General features: G+C 62.3%; 15 protein-coding genes. 6 read left to right on the plus strand and 9 right to left on the minus strand.

Annotated elements, in window-relative coordinates; genetic code table 11:
* Positions 1-249: 249 nt before the first annotated feature.
* A complete protein-coding gene (locus OVA00_RS15875) occupies positions 250-396 on the minus strand; it encodes a hypothetical protein (RefSeq protein ID WP_089044690.1) in 147 nt (48 codons plus the stop codon).
* A gap of 235 nt (positions 397-631) precedes the next feature.
* On the minus strand, positions 632-1,816 hold the full coding sequence (locus OVA00_RS15880) for an NAD(P)/FAD-dependent oxidoreductase (RefSeq protein WP_268089305.1): 1,185 nt from the start codon (positions 1,814-1,816) through the stop codon (positions 632-634).
* A 123-nt stretch (positions 1,817-1,939) separates the two neighbouring features.
* On the opposite strand from OVA00_RS15880, the gene OVA00_RS15885 reads away from it, so the two are divergent.
* From OVA00_RS15885 to edd, 5 genes are all read left to right on the plus strand, one after another.
* Complete coding sequence (locus tag OVA00_RS15885) at positions 1,940-3,376, plus strand: glutamine synthetase family protein (protein ID WP_034800800.1); 1,437 nt, start codon at positions 1,940-1,942, stop codon at positions 3,374-3,376.
* Positions 3,377-3,391: 15 nt separating this feature from the next.
* Positions 3,392-4,678 (plus strand): NAD(P)/FAD-dependent oxidoreductase, encoded by a 1,287-nt coding sequence (locus tag OVA00_RS15890; RefSeq protein ID WP_112975982.1) that lies wholly within the window; start codon positions 3,392-3,394, stop codon positions 4,676-4,678.
* Between the two features lie 96 nt (positions 4,679-4,774).
* Positions 4,775-6,250, plus strand: coding sequence for a glucose-6-phosphate dehydrogenase (zwf, locus tag OVA00_RS15895; RefSeq protein WP_060516507.1), 1,476 nt, complete (start codon positions 4,775-4,777; stop codon positions 6,248-6,250).
* 8 nt (positions 6,251-6,258) lie between these two features.
* Positions 6,259-6,957 (plus strand): 6-phosphogluconolactonase, encoded by a 699-nt coding sequence (pgl, locus tag OVA00_RS15900; protein ID WP_060601914.1) that lies wholly within the window; start codon positions 6,259-6,261, stop codon positions 6,955-6,957.
* 195 nt (positions 6,958-7,152) lie between these two features.
* Complete coding sequence (gene edd, locus OVA00_RS15905; RefSeq protein ID WP_060601911.1) at positions 7,153-8,973, plus strand: phosphogluconate dehydratase; 1,821 nt, start codon at positions 7,153-7,155, stop codon at positions 8,971-8,973.
* 59 nt (positions 8,974-9,032) lie between these two features.
* On the opposite strand, the gene OVA00_RS15910 is transcribed toward edd, so the two are convergent.
* From OVA00_RS15910 to OVA00_RS15940, 7 genes are all read right to left on the minus strand, one after another.
* Positions 9,033-9,398, minus strand: a complete 366-nt coding sequence (locus OVA00_RS15910) for a GFA family protein (protein WP_090294950.1) — start codon at positions 9,396-9,398, stop codon at positions 9,033-9,035.
* A gap of 77 nt (positions 9,399-9,475) precedes the next feature.
* Entirely contained in the window at positions 9,476-9,883 is a 408-nt protein-coding gene (locus OVA00_RS15915) for a hypothetical protein (RefSeq protein ID WP_268089306.1), read from the minus strand.
* Positions 9,884-10,111: 228 nt separating this feature from the next.
* Entirely contained in the window at positions 10,112-11,200 is a 1,089-nt protein-coding gene (locus tag OVA00_RS15920; protein WP_060516511.1) for an ABC transporter ATP-binding protein, read from the minus strand.
* A 49-nt stretch (positions 11,201-11,249) separates the two neighbouring features.
* On the minus strand, positions 11,250-12,902 hold the full coding sequence (bglA, locus tag OVA00_RS15925; protein ID WP_404523708.1) for a beta-galactosidase BglA: 1,653 nt from the start codon (positions 12,900-12,902) through the stop codon (positions 11,250-11,252).
* Positions 12,903-12,930: 28 nt separating this feature from the next.
* A complete protein-coding gene (locus OVA00_RS15930) occupies positions 12,931-14,076 on the minus strand; it encodes a carbohydrate ABC transporter permease (RefSeq protein WP_134885773.1) in 1,146 nt (381 codons plus the stop codon).
* Position 14,077: 1 nt separating this feature from the next.
* On the minus strand, positions 14,078-15,091 hold the full coding sequence (locus OVA00_RS15935) for a carbohydrate ABC transporter permease (protein WP_268089307.1): 1,014 nt from the start codon (positions 15,089-15,091) through the stop codon (positions 14,078-14,080).
* A gap of 189 nt (positions 15,092-15,280) precedes the next feature.
* Positions 15,281-16,639: an ABC transporter substrate-binding protein gene (locus OVA00_RS15940; RefSeq protein WP_034800777.1), complete on the minus strand. Its 1,359-nt coding sequence runs from the start codon at positions 16,637-16,639 to the stop codon at positions 15,281-15,283.
* Positions 16,640-16,933: 294 nt separating this feature from the next.
* Here OVA00_RS15940 and OVA00_RS15945 point away from each other — a divergent pair, with 294 nt between their 5' ends.
* Positions 16,934-17,965, plus strand: a complete 1,032-nt coding sequence (locus OVA00_RS15945) for a substrate-binding domain-containing protein (protein ID WP_034800775.1) — start codon at positions 16,934-16,936, stop codon at positions 17,963-17,965.
* Positions 17,966-18,012 lie beyond the last annotated feature (47 nt).

Genomic DNA, 18,012 nt, shown 5'->3' on the forward strand with positions numbered 1-18,012 from the left:
ATGCGCAAACAGGCTGATGTTTTTCGAAAAATCATGCGGCGCACACCGCCAGTCCGTCGGCAATCATTGCGGATCCACGGCGCCACTCCTCGGCAACGTGAACCTGACGAAACTCACATCGTCACACTATCTGTTTTGAACGATTAAAATTTGTATAAGCGCGTTCCGCCCGCGACAGAAAATCCGTAGGCGTGCGCGGACGCGTCAAATGCGCCCGAGAGACGGCCGCTCAGGGCCGATCCCCTGAACTCAGAACCAAAGAGCCGGGAGGGCTGCGAGGGCAGCAACGGCAAAGAATGCAATCAAGGCGAGGCGCGTGAGCACGGCCTTCTGCTGACGGCTTTCATCGGTGCGGGCGATCGCGATGGCGCGGGGACGGCGGCGGATTTGGTTCATGGCATCCTGTCCTTGTCACATTGACCGGCAACGTTCGGTCCGGATGACCCCGCATTGCCTGTCACAGTTATATTGCAGCCATGCCGTGGCGGAAGAAAGTCAAAAAATTAGAAACAGTGTTATTTCCGTTTACGCGACAATCCGATCCACCAACTGCCGGCTGTGCCGACAAGGATAAAGGTTCGGCGAGATACATTAACAATCACTGAAGCTCGATCCGCCAAAAGCGGGGAGATCAGGCGTCCTGGCCGGCCGCAAAGCCCGATGCCCAGGCCCATTGGAAATTGTAGCCGCCGAGCCATCCGGTCACATCGACGCACTCACCGATAAAACAGAGCCCCGGCACCGCCTTGGCCTGCATTGTCTTGGAGTCGAGCCCGTTGGTATCGACGCCGCCAAGCGTAACTTCGGCCGTCCGGTAGCCTTCCGAACCGGCTGGCTTGATGGTCCAGGCCTGGATCGAGGTAGCAAGCTGATTGATGGCCTTATCCGAGAGGTCGGCAAGCTGGCGCCCGGTCAGCTTTGCGCCGTCGGCGAAAAACTGTGCCAGCCGCCGCGGCAGGATATCGCCGAGCGCCGTCTGCACCGCCTGTTTGCCGTGGGTGCGGCGGATTTCTTTCAGGATCGCGGCAATGTCGATGTCGGGCATCAGCCTGAGCACGATCTCCTGCCCTTCGCGCCAATAGGAGGATATCTGCAGGATCGCAGGGCCGCTTAGGCCGCGATGGGTGATCAGCACCGCCTCGCGGAATGCCGTCTTGCCGGACCGCGCTTCCGCATCTGCGGCAACGCCGGCCAGTTCCCCGATCGCTTCGAGCTGCGCCGGGTCGAGCGTCAGCGGCACGAGACCGGGCCGCGTTTCTATGAGCCCGAGACCGAACTGCTCGGCGATCCGGTAGGCAAGCCCGGTCGCCCCCATCTTCGGGATCGACTTGCCGCCGCTGGCAACGACCAGCGACTGCGCCTCGATCGGCCCCTCGCCCGTCATCACGCGAAAACCGGCACCATGGCGCTCGACACTCTCGATCGTCGTTTCGAGGCGAAGATCGGCATGCACGTCACGCATTTCGGAAAGCAGCATCTTGATGATGTCTTTCGCCGAATGGTCGCAGAAGAGTTGGCCGAGGGTCTTTTCGTGCCAGGCTATGCCATGCTTTTCGACAAGAGCCAGGAAATCGCGCGGGGTGTAGCGCGCCAGCGCCGACTTTGAGAAATGCGGGTTGGCCGACAGGAAGTTCTTTGGGCCCGCATGGATGTTCGTGAAATTGCAGCGGCCGCCGCCGGAGATGCGGATCTTTTCGCCCGGCGCCTTGGCATGGTCGAGCACGGCCACTCGGCGGCCGCGCTTGCCCGCCTCGATGGCGCACATCATGCCGGCGGCACCGGCGCCAATGATGATCACATCTGTCTTTTCAGCCACGAAACACTCCGCTCGTTTGTCCTTCCATTCCGGGGGCAAAGCACAAAGTCAATGATCAAGCCCATCTAGCCAATTGCCAATCTGTGGTTATGATGCGCTATCCGAAGCCAAAACCGGTGATTTATGCCCTCCAAGAGAAGTGCTGCCCAACAAACAACGAAAATCAGCAAAACTTCGAAAATACCTCCCGCACTCCACTCCCTCCGAGGTGTAAAGACCTGGAAGGAAGCCACGGACTGGCTCAAGATCCGCGGCATCGAAGACGTCGAATGCATCACGCCCGATCTTGCCGGCGTTCCGCGCGGCAAGATGATGCCGACCTCGAAGTTCACCTCCAATACCTCGCTGGCGCTGCCGTCCGCCGTCTATCGCCACACGATCTCGGGCGAATATCCAGACGAAACCGGCCAGTTCCGCTACGATTCCCGCGACAGCGACATCAAGCTCGTGCCCGATCTCTCGACCCTTTCGGTCGTACCCTGGGAGACCGACCCGACGGCGCAGGTGATCTGCGACATCGTCGGCTCGCAGGGCGAACAGATCAGCTACACGCCGCGCAACGTGCTGAAGCGCGTGGTCGATCTCTACAAGCAGAAAGGCTGGAAGCCGGTCGTAGCACCCGAGATCGAATTCTACCTCGTCGCCACCAATGACGATCCGGATTATCCCCTGCATCCACCGAAAGGCCGCTCCGGTCGCTCGATTCTCGGCGGCCAGGGCTATTCGATCGCCGGCATCAACGAATTCGACGAACTGATCGACGACATCTACCACTTCTCGGAGAAGCAGGGTCTCGAGATCGATACGCTGATCCACGAAGAAGGGCCGGCGCAGCTGGAGATCAACCTGCGCCATGGCGATCCGATCGAGCTGGCCGACCAGGTCTTCCTGTTCAAGCGCACCATCCGCGAGGCGGCGCTGAAACACGGCATCTACGCCACCTTCATGGCGAAGCCCATGCAGGGCCAGCCGGGCTCGGCGATGCACATTCACCAGTCGGTGGTCGAGATCAACACCGGCCGCAACCTGTTCTCCAACCCGGACGGTTCCGCATCGAAGGAATTCTTCCACTTCATTGGCGGCATGCAGCACTATGTGCCGCGCACGCTTGTGATGATGGCGCCCTATGTGAATTCCTTCCGCCGACTGACGCCTGACATGTCGGCGCCGGTCAACACCGCCTGGGGTTACGACAACCGCACCACCGCCTTCCGCATCCCGGTGTCGGAGCCGGTCGCCCGGCGTATCGAGAACCGGCTGCCGAGTTCAGATGCCAATCCCTATCTGGCGCTCGCGGCCTCGCTTGCCTGCGGTTATCTCGGCATCATCGAACAGCGCGAACCGACGGCGCCGACCGAGGACACGGCCAACGAGGGCGAGATCGACCTGCCCCGCGGCCTGCTCGAAGCCGTGGCCCTACTGGAATCGGCACCGTCGCTGGCCGAGGTGCTGAGCCCGGAGTTCATCGCCATCTATGCCGGCGTCAAACGCGGCGAGTTCGAGACCTTCATGCAGGTCATCAGTCCCTGGGAGCGCGAATTCCTGCTTCTCAACGTCTGACCTCAGAGGTTCTCCATGTCCTGGCAAAGCCCGATCTCGCCCGGTTATTCCTGGTATGAGGCGACGGTTCCGGACCGACCGGAGTATCCGGCCATGCCGGGATCGCGGAAAGCCAATGTCGCGATCGTGGGCGGCGGCTATACGGGATTGCAGGCGGCTTACAACCTTGCCAAGCAAGGCGTCGACGTCACCCTGATCGACGCCTGCCGCTTCGGCGACGGCGCCTCTGGCCGCAATGGCGGCCAGTTTGGCACAGGTCAGCGCGCCTGGGCGGATGAGACGGAGGAAAGCCTCGGCCATGAGCGGGCGCAGGCACTGTTCGACATGGCCGAGAACGCCAAGCGTTACGTGCTCGACTTCGCGAACGGGAACGGGATCGACATCGAATTCGTGCCAGGCCAGCTCTCGGTCGGGCACAAGCAAAGCCTCGAAAAAGACTATCGCGACCATGCCGAAGCGATGGCGGCGCGCTTCGGCTATCCGCATCTGACTTTCATGGAGCGCGAGGAAACAGCAAGCCGGCTCGGATCGAACCACTACCACTTCGGCATTCGCGATGCCGGCACCGGCCATATCCACCCCATGAAGCTGCTGGTCGGCCTTGCGAAACAGGCAGCGCTTGCCGGCGCCAACCTTTTCGAGCAGACCAAGGCCCTGAAAATCGACCGCCAGGGTGGCGCGATCGTCATTGCCACCGACCGCGGCACCATCACCGCCGACCGCGTTCTCGTCGCCTGCAATGCCTATATCGGCAACCTGGAGCCGGTGAGCGCCAGCCACGTCATGCCGATCCGTTCCTTCATCGGCGCGACGACGGTGCTTTCGGACCACCCTGATGTCATTCCCGGCGGCGAATCGGTCGACGATTCGCGCTTCGTCGTGCGCTACTTCCGCAAGTCGCGGGATGGTCGGCTGCTGTTCGGCGGCCGCGAAGCCTATACGGCCGACAATCCGCGCGACATCTCCACCCATATCCGCCGGCAGATCAGCGAGATCTACCCGCAGCTCGCCAATGTCGAGATCACCCACGCCTGGGGCGGCTCCGTCGGTATCACCATGCCGCGCACCCCCTTTTGTCGCGAGGTCATGCCGGGCGTCACCTCGATCGGCGGCTATTCCGGCCACGGTGTGATGCTCTCCAACTATTGCGGCAAGCTCTATGCGGACCTGGCGCTCGGCAAGGACACCGAGCTCGACCTCTTGAAGGCTCTGAAAATCCCGGCTTTTCCGGGCGGAACCCGGTTCCGCTCCGCCCTTCTCTTCTTCGCGCTTAGCTGGTACGCATTACGCGACAGGTTTTGAAAAACGCTTGCGGCGGCATTTTATTGCGCCGCACTCTAGCGCCTTTAAATCGATTAGATTATATGTGCCCCTGACCTGAACAGATCGAGATATCCCATGAGCAGCCAGATCATCCCCGTCGAACCATTTGACTATGTGGTGTTCGGGGGCACCGGCGATCTTGCGGAGCGCAAGCTGTTGCCGGCGCTCTATCACCGCCAGTTGGAAGGCCAGATCACCGAGCCGACGCGCATCATCGGCGCCTCGCGCGCGGCACTCAGCCATGAGGACTATCGCAAGTTTGCCGTCGATGCTCTGAAGGAACATCTGAAGGCGGAAGAGTACAAGGAAGAGGAAGTCGCGAAGTTCGCTGCACGCCTGTTCTACGTCTCCGTCGACGCCAAGTCCGACCAGGGTTGGGACTCGCTGAAGAAGATCCTCGAAGAGGGCAAGGAGCGCATCCGCGCCTTCTATCTCGCCGTCGGCCCTGCGATCTTCGGCGACATCTCCGAGCGCATCCGCGATCACAAGCTGATTACCAAGAACACCCGCATCGTCGTCGAAAAGCCGATCGGCCGCGACCTCGCCTCTGCGACCGAACTCAACGACACGATCGGCAAGGTTTTCCGCGAAGAGCAGATCTTCCGCATCGACCACTATCTCGGCAAGGAGACGGTGCAGAACCTGATGGCGCTGCGCTTTGCCAACGCGCTCTACGAGCCGCTGTGGAACTCCGCCCATATCGACCACGTGCAGATCACCGTGTCGGAAGCCGTCGGCCTTGAAAATCGCGCCGGCTACTACGACAAGGCCGGCGCGCTGCGCGACATGGTGCAGAACCACATCCTGCAGCTCGTCTGCTTCGTCGCCATGGAAGCGCCGACCTCGATGGACGCCGAAGCGGTGCGCGACGAGAAGCTCAAGGTTCTGCGCGCGCTGAAGCCGATCACCTCGTCGAATGTCGAGCAGGTGACGGTGCGCGGCCAGTACCGCGCCGGCGCTTCGGCCGGCGGCCCGGTCAAGGGCTACCTCGAAGAACTCGAAGGCGGCGTTTCGAACACCGAGACCTTTGTGGCGATCAAGGCGGAAGTCAGCAACTGGCGCTGGGCCGGCGTGCCTTTCTACATCCGCACCGGCAAGCGCCTTGCCGGTCGCATGTCGGAAATCGTCATCACCTTCAAGCAGATCCCGCATTCGATCTTCGACAACAATGCCGGCCGCATCTCGGCCAATCAACTGGTCATCCGCCTGCAGCCGAACGAAGGCGTGAAGCAGTCGCTGATGATCAAGGATCCGGGCCCGGGCGGCATGCGCCTGCGCAGCGTCTCGCTGGACATGAGCTTTGCCGAAGCCTTCGCCGTGCGCAATGCGGACGCCTATGAGCGGCTGCTCTTCGACGTCATCCGCAACAACCAGACGCTGTTCGTTCGCCGCGACGAGGTCGAGGCCGCATGGAAGTGGGTCGATCCGATCCTGAAGGCCTGGGAAGAAACCGGGCAGCAGGTTCAGGGCTACACCGCCGGCACCTGGGGTCCGAGCCAGTCGATCGCGCTGATCGAGCGTGACGGCCGGACCTGGAACGACGCGATATAGGTGCGCCGATGACGTCTAAGCTTCATACATTCGAAAACGGCGCAGCACTGGCGCAGGGCCTTGCCGATGCGGTCAGCAGCGCTCTTTCTGCCGGTGTCGCCGCACGCGGCTCCGCAAGCATCGCCGTCTCCGGCGGCTCCACGCCCAAGGCATTCTTCCAGGCGCTTTCGAAGAAGGACATCGCCTGGGACAAGGTGACGGTGACGCTGGTCGACGAACGCTTCGTGCCGCCGGAAAGCGACCGCTCCAACCATGGCCTCGTGGCGGCCAACCTGCTTCAGGACAAGGCCGCTGCAGCAACTTTCCTGCCGCTCTACCAGGCAGCCCCGACAGCGGAGGCCGCGGCTGATCTCGCAAGCCGGGAAACGGCGAAGATCGGTGCACCGTTCGATGTGGCGATCCTCGGCATGGGAACGGACGGGCACACTGCATCGTTCTTCCCGGGTGGATCGCAGCTCGCGCGCGCCATCGATCCGGCAACGCCGCGCGGCGTGATCACGATGGAAGCCGAGGGTGCCGGCGAAACCCGGCTGACCTTTACTTTTGCCAGCCTCCAGGATGCGCGGCTTCTGGTGCTGCACATCGAAGGCGAAGGCAAGAAGACGGTTCTCGCCAAGGCCGAAGAAGCCGGCGACGAGAAGGACATGCCGATCCGCGCGATGCTGCGCCGCGCCGCGTCGCCGGTGCAGATTTACTGGGCGCCGTAGATCGGAATGATGTTGGGCCGAACCGGCCCGATAGGAACTTTGGAGACACGTTCAGCCGGTGGCGCGCTCCCGTCGGAATGGATAGGTGTTTCTGAGAAACGCCGGGACGCGGCTTGCACTCTCCCAAGCTCGCCGCGCTCCGGACGATGACTGGATGAAGATGAGGAGTCTGAAGACTCCGGAACAGGATTTGTCATGTCCGCCGATTCCCGCATTGCCTCGATCACGGCTCGCATCGTCGAGCGCTCGAAACCCCACCGCGAGCCCTATCTCGATCGCGTCCGCCGGGCGGCATCGAGCGGTCCGCATCGCAGCGTGCTCGGCTGCGGCAACCTCGCGCATGGATTTGCGGTCTGTTCCCCCGCCGAGAAGGTGGCGCTTGCGGGCGACCGCGTGGCCAATCTCGGCATCATCACCTCCTACAATGACATGCTTTCGGCGCATCAGCCGTTCGAGACCTATCCGGCGCTGATCCGCCAGGCGGCAAGCGAGGCAGGTGGCGTCGCCCAGGTCGCCGGTGGCGTGCCGGCCATGTGCGACGGCGTCACGCAGGGGCAGCCGGGCATGGAGCTCTCGCTGTTTTCCCGCGACCTGATCGCCATGGCCGCCGGCGTCGGCCTGTCGCACAACATGTTCGATTCCACCGTCTATCTCGGCGTCTGCGACAAGATCGTGCCGGGCCTCGTGATCGCAGCGCTCACCTTCGGCCACCTGCCGGCGATCTTCGTTCCCGCCGGACCAATGACCTCGGGCCTGCCGAACGACGAGAAGGCGCGGGTCCGCCAGTTGTTCGCCGAAGGCAAGGTCGGCCGCGACGAACTGCTCGAGGCGGAATCGAAGTCCTACCACGGGCCGGGAACCTGCACCTTCTACGGCACCGCCAACTCCAACCAGATGCTGATGGAGATCATGGGCTTCCACCTGCCCGGCGCCTCCTTCATCAATCCGGGCACGCCGCTGCGCGACGCGCTGACCAAGGAAGCCGCCAAGCGGGCGCTGGCGATCACCGCCATGGGCAACGAGTTCACCCCGGCGGGCGAAATGATCGACGAGCGCTCGATCGTCAACGGCGTCGTCGGCCTGCATGCGACCGGCGGGTCGACCAACCACACGATGCACCTCGTCGCCATGGCGCGGGCTGCCGGCATCTTGCTCACCTGGCAGGACATTTCAGAGCTCTCGGACATCGTTCCGCTGCTGGCCCGCGTCTATCCGAACGGGCTCGCCGACGTGAACCACTTCCACGCCGCCGGCGGCATGGGCTTCCTGATCAGCCAGCTGCTTCGCGCCGGCCTGCTGCACGACGACGTGCGCACCGTCGTCGGCCAGGGACTCGACGCCTACAAGATCGACGTCCGGCTTGGCGCCGACGGCAATGTCGAACGCGTGCCGACGCCGAAGGAAAGCGCTGACCCGAAGGTGCTTGCGACCATCGATCAGCCGTTCCAACATTCGGGCGGCCTGAAAATGCTGACCGGCAATCTCGGCAAGGCCGTCATCAAGATCTCTGCCGTCAAGCCGGACCGTCACATCATCGAGGCGCCTGCCAAGATCTTCCACGACCAGGCCGAGCTCAATGCCGCCTTCAAGGCCGGCAAGCTCGAGGGCGACTTCGTCGCCGTCGTGCGCTTCCAGGGTCCGAAGGCGAACGGCATGCCGGAACTGCACAAGCTGACGACCGTGCTCGGCATTCTGCAGGACCGCGGCCAGCGCGTCGCCATCCTGACGGACGGCCGCATGTCCGGCGCCTCCGGCAAGGTGCCGGCAGCAATCCACGTGACGCCGGAGGCCAAGGACGGCGGCCCGATCGCTCGCATCCAGGAAGGCGATATCGTCCGCATCGACGCTGTTGCCGGAACGATCGAGGTGCTGGTCGAGGACATCGCACTCAAGACACGTGTGCCCGCGCATGCGGATCTTTCGGACAACGACTTCGGCATGGGCCGCGAGCTATTCGCGCCCTTCCGCGCGATCGCGGGTGCGGCTGATCAGGGCGCCAGCGTTCTCTTCCACTGAGATAGAAAAGCGCCGCTCCCATTGGGGCGGCGCTTGGTCTTCAAACGATCGTGAAAAGCTCAGGGCAGTGGCCCGGGGAACATGTCGTTGCGCCCGTCATAGCGCTCGATTTCCAGCGTGAAGACATCGACCCCCTCGATGCAGCGCGCATTGATCGAGATCTTGTTATCCGGATAGCCGCTGCGCATGATCGGAGTCGAACAGGTCGGGCAGAAATGGTGCCCCTCGTTGAGGCCGCGCCAGATGTAGCTCGACAGGCGGCGCTTTTCGGTCAAGAGCTTTACCTTTGCGGCATCCACCTTCCAATGCAGGAAGCCGGAGCGCCGGCAGGTGGAGCAGTTGCAGTCGACGAGCCCACCAAGCTCTTCGTCGACTTCGACGGCGATATCGCCGCAATGGCACGAAAGCCGATAGGGTCGCTGCATGGTTCAGGTCCGAATCCGTTGATTGAGACCACAACCATCCATTGAGCGCGGTGGAGCCGTCAAGCCCAGCATGGCACTCAGCGGTAGATGTCGAGCGTCCGGTTGCGGTGGTTCGGATGGCTGCTGTAGACGAAGATACGATTGAGGTCGCGGTCCGTCAGCATGCGCAGGAAGCGCGCCTCGATGACGTTGTTGGCATGCACCCGCGTCAACAGGCAGCCGACCATCTGGATGCGTGCGCTCGGGATATCCAGGTAGAAATTCTGTGGCAGCTGGTACTGCGTGAGGATGCTGATCAGCGCGCCGCTTTTCGAAAGCTTGATGATTTCGCAGCGACGAGAGCTCAGTTGCGTCATGCCCTTCTCAGTGTATTCGATGCGCGCCTCGTTTCGCGTGTCCTCCATCGGGAAGCTGGTCTCCCGATCGTACATGAAGGACTCTTCCTTGTTCAGGAAGTGCTGCAAGACAGGTGCCGCGCCGTTCATCGAAATGCCTTTCCATATCCCCTTTTGATACAGACTAGCGGCAGAGATTTAACAGACGGTTGGTCCGACGACCGGATGAAAAACCGCCCGGCAAAAACCGGGCGGAGCAAGTTCGTGACCAGGAATCTTGGTTACGCAATCCTCAACGCAAAGCCGCTTCGCACGTTTCCTTGGAAGTAGGCCGCAACTCCGGACGGAAAACCGCTTCGCACTTTTCCTGCAATTGCTTCAGACGCGGTAGCTGCGGCCCTCGTCGTTGAAGAGGTGTAGCTTGGCCTTGTCGGCCGTGAAGCGCACCTTGTCGCCGCGGTGAACCGGCAGGATGCCGGGGATCTTGGCGATGATCGGCTCCTTGTCGACGAGACCCTCGATATAGAGCAGGGTCACTTCGCCGAGCGCCTCGACGATCGAGATCGTGCCTTCGAACAGGAAGTCGTCGCCTGTCGAGACCTGCAGGTCTTCCGGGCGAACGCCGAAACTCGCAATCTTGCCGTTCTGCGAGGAGTCGGTCGGGATATCGAGCGTCACGCTCTTGCCGCCGGTCAGCTTCACCGTCGTCTGCGCGCCGGTCGCCGTGATCGTCGAAGGGATGATGTTCATCGCCGGCGAGCCGATGAAGCGCGCGACGAACAGATTGGCCGGACGCTCATAGAGTTCGAGCGGCGGGCCTACCTGCTCGATGTGCCCCTGCGACAGCACGACGATGCGGTCGGCGAGCGTCATTGCCTCCACCTGGTCGTGGGTGACGTAGATCATCGTCGTGCCCGCCATCTGTTCGCTGAGCTTGGCGATCTCGATGCGGGTGGCGACACGAAGGGCCGCGTCGAGGTTCGAGAGGGGCTCGTCGAACAGGAAGACCTTGGGGTCACGGCAGATGGCGCGGCCGATGGCGACGCGCTGTCTCTGCCCGCCGGAGAGCGCCTTCGGCAGACGGTCGAGATACTTGGTCAGCTGCAGGATATCGGCGGCGTTGCGCACGCGACGGTCGATCTCTTCCTTGCTTTCCTTGGCGATCCGCATGCCGAAAGCCATGTTGTCGTAGACGGTCATGTGCGGATAGAGCGCGTAGGACTGGAACACCATGGCGATGCCGCGCTTCGACGGGGGCACGGTGTTGACGCGCTCGCCGTCGATGAACATGTCGCCGCCAGTGATCTCCTCGAGACCGGCGATCATGCGCAGAAGCGTCGACTTTCCACAGCCGGACGGGCCGACGAAAACGATGAACTCGCCCTGCTTGATGTCGAGATTGATGCCGTGAATGACATCGACCGCGCCGTAGGACTTGCGGATATCTTTAAGCAGCAGACCCGTCATTGCACCCTCCTCTTCGGTTCTTCCCGTCTATCTCTGTTGTCATCTGCCTTCACACCAGCCGCGCGAAGTAGGCGCCCCAGGCCGGCAGATGCACCGTTCCGTTCTTGACCTCGGACACGAAGCCGTGCCCTTCCAATGCAGCCACCGGCTCGTTCGGCAGCGTGGCCGCAGCCGGCACGCCGCTCATGTTGAACAGGCAGAAAAGCTTCTCGTTGCCGTGGCTGCGCACGAAAGCAAGCACCGAGCCGTCCGTGCTCAGGAACTCGATCTCGCCCTTGGCAAACGCCGGATACGCCTTGCGGAAATGCAGGAAGCGACGGTAGTGCTCGAGCACCGAGGCCGGATCGCCCTGCTGCGCCGACACGGCGCGCTTGAGGTGTTCCGCCGGCACCGGCAGCCAGGGTTTTGCGCTGCCGAAGCCGCCATTGACCGTGGCACCGTCCCAGACCATCGGTGTGCGGCAACCGTCGCGACCCTTGAAATCCGGCCAGAACTGGATGCCATAGGGATCCTTCAGGTCTTCATAGGCAAGCTCGGCTTCCGACAGCGCCAGTTCCTCGCCCTGATAGATGCAGACCGAGCCGCGCAGCGACATCAGAAGGCTCGCAAGCAGTTTCGCATGAGCGTCGCGATCGGCAACGCCCGCTCCCCAGCGGCTGACATGGCGCACGACGTCATGGTTCGAGAAGGCCCAGCAGGCCCAACCTTCTGGCGCCGCCTTCTGGAAGTTTCGGAGAACCTCGGCGACCGTCGCCGGTGTCAGCGGATCCGGCGCCAAGAATTCGAAGGCGTAGCACATCTGCATCTTGTCGCCGCCGGAGGTATATTCGCCGGCGATCTCCAGACCGCGCTGGCTGTCGCCGACTTCGCCGACCGCAGCGATCGCCGGGAACTCGTCCATAACGGCGCGGAAGCGCTTCAGGAACTCGAGGTTCTCCGGCTGGTTCTTGTCGTAGAGATGTTCCTGATAGTTGTAGGGGTTGACCGCCGGTGCGGTCTGGGCGTTACGGCGCTCCGGCGCCAGCGCCGGATTGTCGCGCAGCTGCTTGTCGTGGAAATAGAAGTTGATGGTGTCGAGGCGGAAGCCGTCGACGCCGCGCTCCAGCCAGAAACGCTCGACGGCCAGCAGTGCATCCTGCACTTCCGGATTGTGCAGGTTGAGGTCCGGCTGCGAGGTCAGGAAGTTGTGCATGTAATATTGCAGGCGCGTCGGATCCCACGCCCAGGCCGAGCCGCCGAAGATCGACAGCCAGTTGTTGGGCGGGGTGCCGTCCGGCCTGGAATCAGCCCAGACGTACCAATCAGCCTTCGCGTTCGTCCGGCTCGACCGGCTTTCGACGAACCAGGGATGCTGGTCCGACGTGTGCGAGAGAACGAGGTCGATCATCACCCGGATGCCGAGGCGGTGCGCCTCGGCTATGACCGCGTCGAAATCGGCGAGGCTGCCGAAGATCGGGTCGACATCGCTATAGTTGGAGACATCATAACCGAAGTCCTTCATCGGCGAGGTGAAGAACGGCGAAATCCAGATTGCGTCGGCCCCGAGGGCGGCGATATGCGGCAAGCGGGCAACGATGCCCTTGAGGTCACCGATGCCGTCGCCGTTGGAGTCTTGGTAGGAGCGCGGATAGATCTGGTAGATCACCGCGCCGCGCCACCAATCCCGATCGGCCTGCAAAGTGGAAGTGCTCATTTCGGTCATGCTCATTGTCGTCGAAAGTCCTCAGATGTCAGCCGCCCTTGACCGAGCCCGCCAGCAGGCCGCGCACGAGATAGCGCTGCAGGCTGAAGAAGACGATCAGCGGAACGATGATGGTAATGAAGGCGGAGGCCGTCAGGATCTCCCAGTTGCCGCCGCGTGAACCGAGCAAGTTGACGAGCCGGCCGGTCAGGACCAGTTCGTCGGGCCCCGCGCCCAGGAACACGATGGCGACCAGCAGGTCGTTCCAGGTCCACAGGAACTGGAAGATCGCGAAGGAAGCGAGCGCCGGGAAGGACAGAGGCAGGATGATCTTGACGAAGATATCGAAATCGCTGGCGCCATCGACGCGGGCGGATTCCATGATTTCGCGCGGCAGGCCGGCCATGTAGTTGCGAAGCAGATAGATCGCCAGCGGCAGGCCGAAACCGGTATGGGCGAGCCAAATGCCGACATAGGTCTTGGCCGGCACGCCAAAGAAGGCGCCGACGCCGTTATAGAGCTTCAAGAGCGGGATCAGCGACATCTGCAGCGGCACGACGAGGAGGCCGACGACCACGGCGATCAGGATCGCACGGCCCGGAAACGGCATCCAGGCAAGCGCATAGGCCGCGAAGGCGGCGATCATGATCGGGATGATGGTCGCTGGCACGGCGACCGTCAGCGAATTGATGAAGGAGCGGCCGATGCCTTCGGCGCTCAGGACTTCGACATAGTTGTCGAAGGTAAAGCGCGGCGGCGATGATGCGGTGACGAAGACGCGCTGGCCGCGCGATCCTTCCATCTTCTTGTCGGAAACGATCTCGAAGTTGCCGTCGGCCTGAACGGTCAGTTTCTCGCCTTCGTTGAGCTCGGCGGTTTCGCCGGCCTTGAACGCAGTCGGCTCACGGCTGTTGAAGCCGAAGGCGGAGATCTGGCCCGGCTGACCTTCGAGCAGATTGCCGGAGATCACGAACTTGCCGTCGCGCTCCACCTGGCTTTCGGGGCCGGGCGCTCTCACGACGGTGTTCTGCGACGAAGTCGAAAGGGAAGTCCACCAGCCGGAAACGGCGAGCTGGTCCTTGTCGCGCAGCGACGAGATCAGAAGGCCTGCGGTCGGCAGCGTCCACAGTGCGACGATCAGAAAGACCGAGAGGTGGACGACCCACATGAGGGGAGAGCGTGTCGCTGGATTCATCTCAGTGCCCCTTCATTTCCTTGGCCGCATTGCGGATGTTCCAGACCATGATCGGAATGACGAGGATCATGATGACGACGGCGATCGCAGCCCCTCGGCCGAAGTCGCCGCCACCGCGGAACATCCAGTCGAACATGAGGTTGGCGAGCACCTGGCTCTGCCACTGGCCATTGGTCATCGCGAGCACGATATCGAAGACCTTCAGCACCAGGATGGTGATGGTCGTCCAGACGACGGCGATCGTGCCCCAGATCTGCGGCACCATGATCTTGAAGAAGATCTGCCAGCCATTGGCGCCGTCGATGACGGCAGCCTCGATCGTCTCCTCCGGGATGCCACGAAGGGCCGCCGACAGGATGACCATGGCAAAGCCGGTCTGGATCCAGACGAGGATCGCCATCAGGAAGAAGTTGTTCCAGAAGGGCAGCGTGATCCAGGCCTGCGGGGCGGCGCCGAAGGCAACGACGATGGCATTCAGAAGGCCGATCTGCTCTGCCCCTTCCGGGCGAAAATCGTAGATGAACTTCCAGATGACCGCGGCGCCGACAAACGAGATCGCCATCGGCATGAAGATCAGGGTCTTGGCGATATTGCCCCACCAGATGCGGTCGGTGAGCGCCGCGATGACGAGACCGAAGAAGGTCGAGAGCGCCGGGACGACGAGCAGCCAGAGGAAGTTGTTGTAAATCGACTGGCGGAATTCGCCGTCGTTGACCATCCAGGCATAGTTGCTGACGCCGACGAAATTCTGACCCGCGCGGTCGTGGAAACTGTACCAGAGCGACATGATCACCGGGTAGATGAGGTAGGTCGCCAGAGCAAAGAGCGCGGGTGCGAGGAACAGCCACGGGCGGATGGCATTGGTGATGCGCAGGTTTCGCGAGGCGACCACACCTGATTTTCCCTTGGACGGGAAGATCAGGTCGAGAACAAGGCTGGTTCCCCAGAAATAGGCAGCGCAGCCGAGCACCCCGGCCAGCATGAACCCCGCAGCAGCGGCTAGCTGATAAAACATGACATGTCCCTCCCCTTGGGTGCACGTCCCCGTGCAGGGCTGGCGATTGTCGCCGTTCTCATTGGGGCGCGCGGCCTCTCAAGGGTTGGGGGCGGAAACGCACGGAGACCGCAACGCTTTTCCTCGTCCCGCCCTGGCAGCGAACCCGGGTCGGCAACGGGCGGCATTGCTGCCGCCCGTCATCTGTTGTTACTTGATGGCGTCCCAGGCCTTCTGCACGCCGTCGGCGACGTCGGCCGACGACTTGCCGCCGACGAAATCGACCATGCCGGTCCAGAACGCACCGGCGCCAATCTTGCCAGGCATCAGGTCCGAACCGTCGAAGCGGAAGGTGGTGGCGTTCAGAAGAATCTCGCCCTGCTTCTTCAGCGGCGGGTTGCCGTAGGTGTCGACATTGACGCTCTTGTAGGGCGTCAGGAAGCTCGTCTGCGCCATCCAGACTTCATGGGCGATCGGGGTCTTCAGGAACTCGATGAAGGCGCGTGCAGCCGGCGTGTCCTTGGTGATCATCGCCAGCGTGCCGGCGCCAAGCACCGGATTGCCGAGCTCCTTCTTGCTCTCGTAAGGCGGCATGTAGAAGAAGTCGGCGTCCTCGCCGATCTTCGTGCCCTCGGGGAAGAAGGACGGGATGAACGACGCCTGGTGGTGCAGGTAGCACTTCGGCGGCGAGGCAAAGAGGCCCTTCGGGCTGTCGCGGAAGTCGGTCGAGGCAACCGCTGCTGCACCGCCATCGACGAACTTGTCGTTCTTGGCGAACCAACCGAACTCGTCGATCGCACCGACAACGGCCGGATCGGTGAACGGGATCTCGTTCTTCACCCACTTGTCGTAGACGTCGGCTGGCTGCGTACGCAGCATCATGTCTTCCACCCAGTCGGTGGCCGGCCAGCCGGTGGCACCACCGGAGCCAAGGCCGATGCACCAGGGCTTGCCGCCATCGGCGGCGATCTTCTCTGTCAGCGCCTTCAGCTCTTCCATGGTCTTCGGCACTTCGTAGCCGGCGTCCTCGAAGTTCTCCGGCGAGTACCAGACGAGCGACTTCACGTCGATCTTGTAGGGGAACGCAAAGAGCGCAGCATTGCCGTCCTTGCCCTTGTAGGTCGACAGATCGACCCAGGACTGACCGGCGGCATAGTTGTCGAGCAGCCACTTCTGGGTTTCGTCGCCGAGCGGCGTCAGGTAGCCCTTGGAGGCGAGATCGGCGATCAGACCCGGCTGCGGGAGGATCGAGATTTCGGAGGGGCTGCCGGCCTGGGTGTCGATGACGATCTGCTGCTCGTAGTTTTCAGACGAAGAGTACTTGATCTCGGCGCCCGTCGCTTCGGTGAAGTAGGCATAGACGCTCTTGAACAGCGCCTCGTCTTCGCCGCGCCAGGGGCCGAAGATCGTCAGCGTCTGGCCCTTGAGGTCGTGGCCCTTCTTGAACTCCTCGAAGCTCGCCCAGTTGAACTTCGTATCTTCGCCCGGCTTGAACTTGAGGTCGGCGGCGCCGGCTGCACCTGCAATCAGGGCAAAGGCGGCCACGCCCAACAGCAATGATCTCTTCACGTTCTTCTCCTCCCAAAGATGAACCCGGATCCCGCCGGGCAGACGACAATGCGCGAAAAATTCAAAGCGCTTTGAGTTCGCTAACAAACCATTGCGACACGCGCGGAGTCAAGAGCTTTCCCATCGCTGTTCTCCATGCGACGTATTTGTGCCCTGCGGTAACGTTTTGCACCGCGCAATAGTTGAATTCCGCTTTGTTGCTCGAAAAACGGATGCTACACAAACCGGAGGGCGCTGGGGCCAAACACCAAAAATCATATGGGTATCCAAAGCGCTTTGAGAGGAATCCCGACCATGGCGGTCAATCTCAAGCAATTGGCGGAGCTGCTCGGCCTGTCACAGACGACGGTCAGCCGGGCGCTGAACGGCTATCCGGAAGTCAACGCCGAAACCCGTCAGCGCGTGCTGCAGGCCGTGCGTGAGACCGGCTACAGGCCGAACCGCGCCGCGCAGCGATTGGCCACCGGCAAGGCCTATTCGATCGGCATGGTCATGCCGATCGCGCCCGGCATCGATTCCGACGTGCATTTCGGCGAGTTTCTGGCAGGGCTGGCGGAAGAGGCGGTCAAGCACGACTTCCACTTCGTGCTCAATCCGAGCGCGCCGGAGGACGAGGAGGTGACCTTCCGGCGCCTGGCGGCCAGCGGCAATGTCGATGCGCTTTTCCTCGCCTATATGCGCGCCAACGACCCGCGCATCGCCATGTTGAAATCGCTCTCGATCCCCTTCGTCGTGCACGGCCGGTCGATTGGCGAAAGCCGCGACTATCCGTTCCTCGACATCGACAATACGAGTGCCTTCTACGACGCGACACGGCTGCTTATACAGCTCGGACACCAGCGGATTGCGCTGATCAACGGGCCGGAATATCTGGCTTTTTCCATTCGCCGGAAAAAAGGCATGCTGCGGGCGCTCGCCGAACACGGCCTTTCGCTCGACGAGGCGCTTGTCCAGCATTCGCTGATGACCGACGAGCACGGCTACCGCAGCATGCAGCCCTTCCTGCAGCACGCGCAGCCGCCGACGGCGGTGCTCTGTTCAAGTACGGTGCTGGCGCTTGGCGCTGTCAGGGCGATCAACCAGGCGGGCTTGAAAATCGGCGAAGACATTTCGCTGATCGCCCATGACGACGTCTTGCCGATGCTGAAGCCCGAAAATTTCAGCATCCCGCTGACAACGACACGCTCGTCGCTGCGGGCCGCCGGGGCGCGTATCGCCACACGGCTGATCGGCGGCATCCTGAAGCGCGGCGACTATCCGGAGCAGGAACTCTGGCGCGCCGAACTCATCGTGCGCGCCTCGACCGGACCTGCCCCGCAAAAATGAAAACGCGCCGCAATCGCGACGCGTCTCATCATCCCATATGAGCCAGG

This window comes from Ensifer sp. SL37 (assembly GCF_026672675.1).
Classification (GTDB): domain Bacteria; phylum Pseudomonadota; class Alphaproteobacteria; order Rhizobiales; family Rhizobiaceae; genus Ensifer; species Ensifer adhaerens.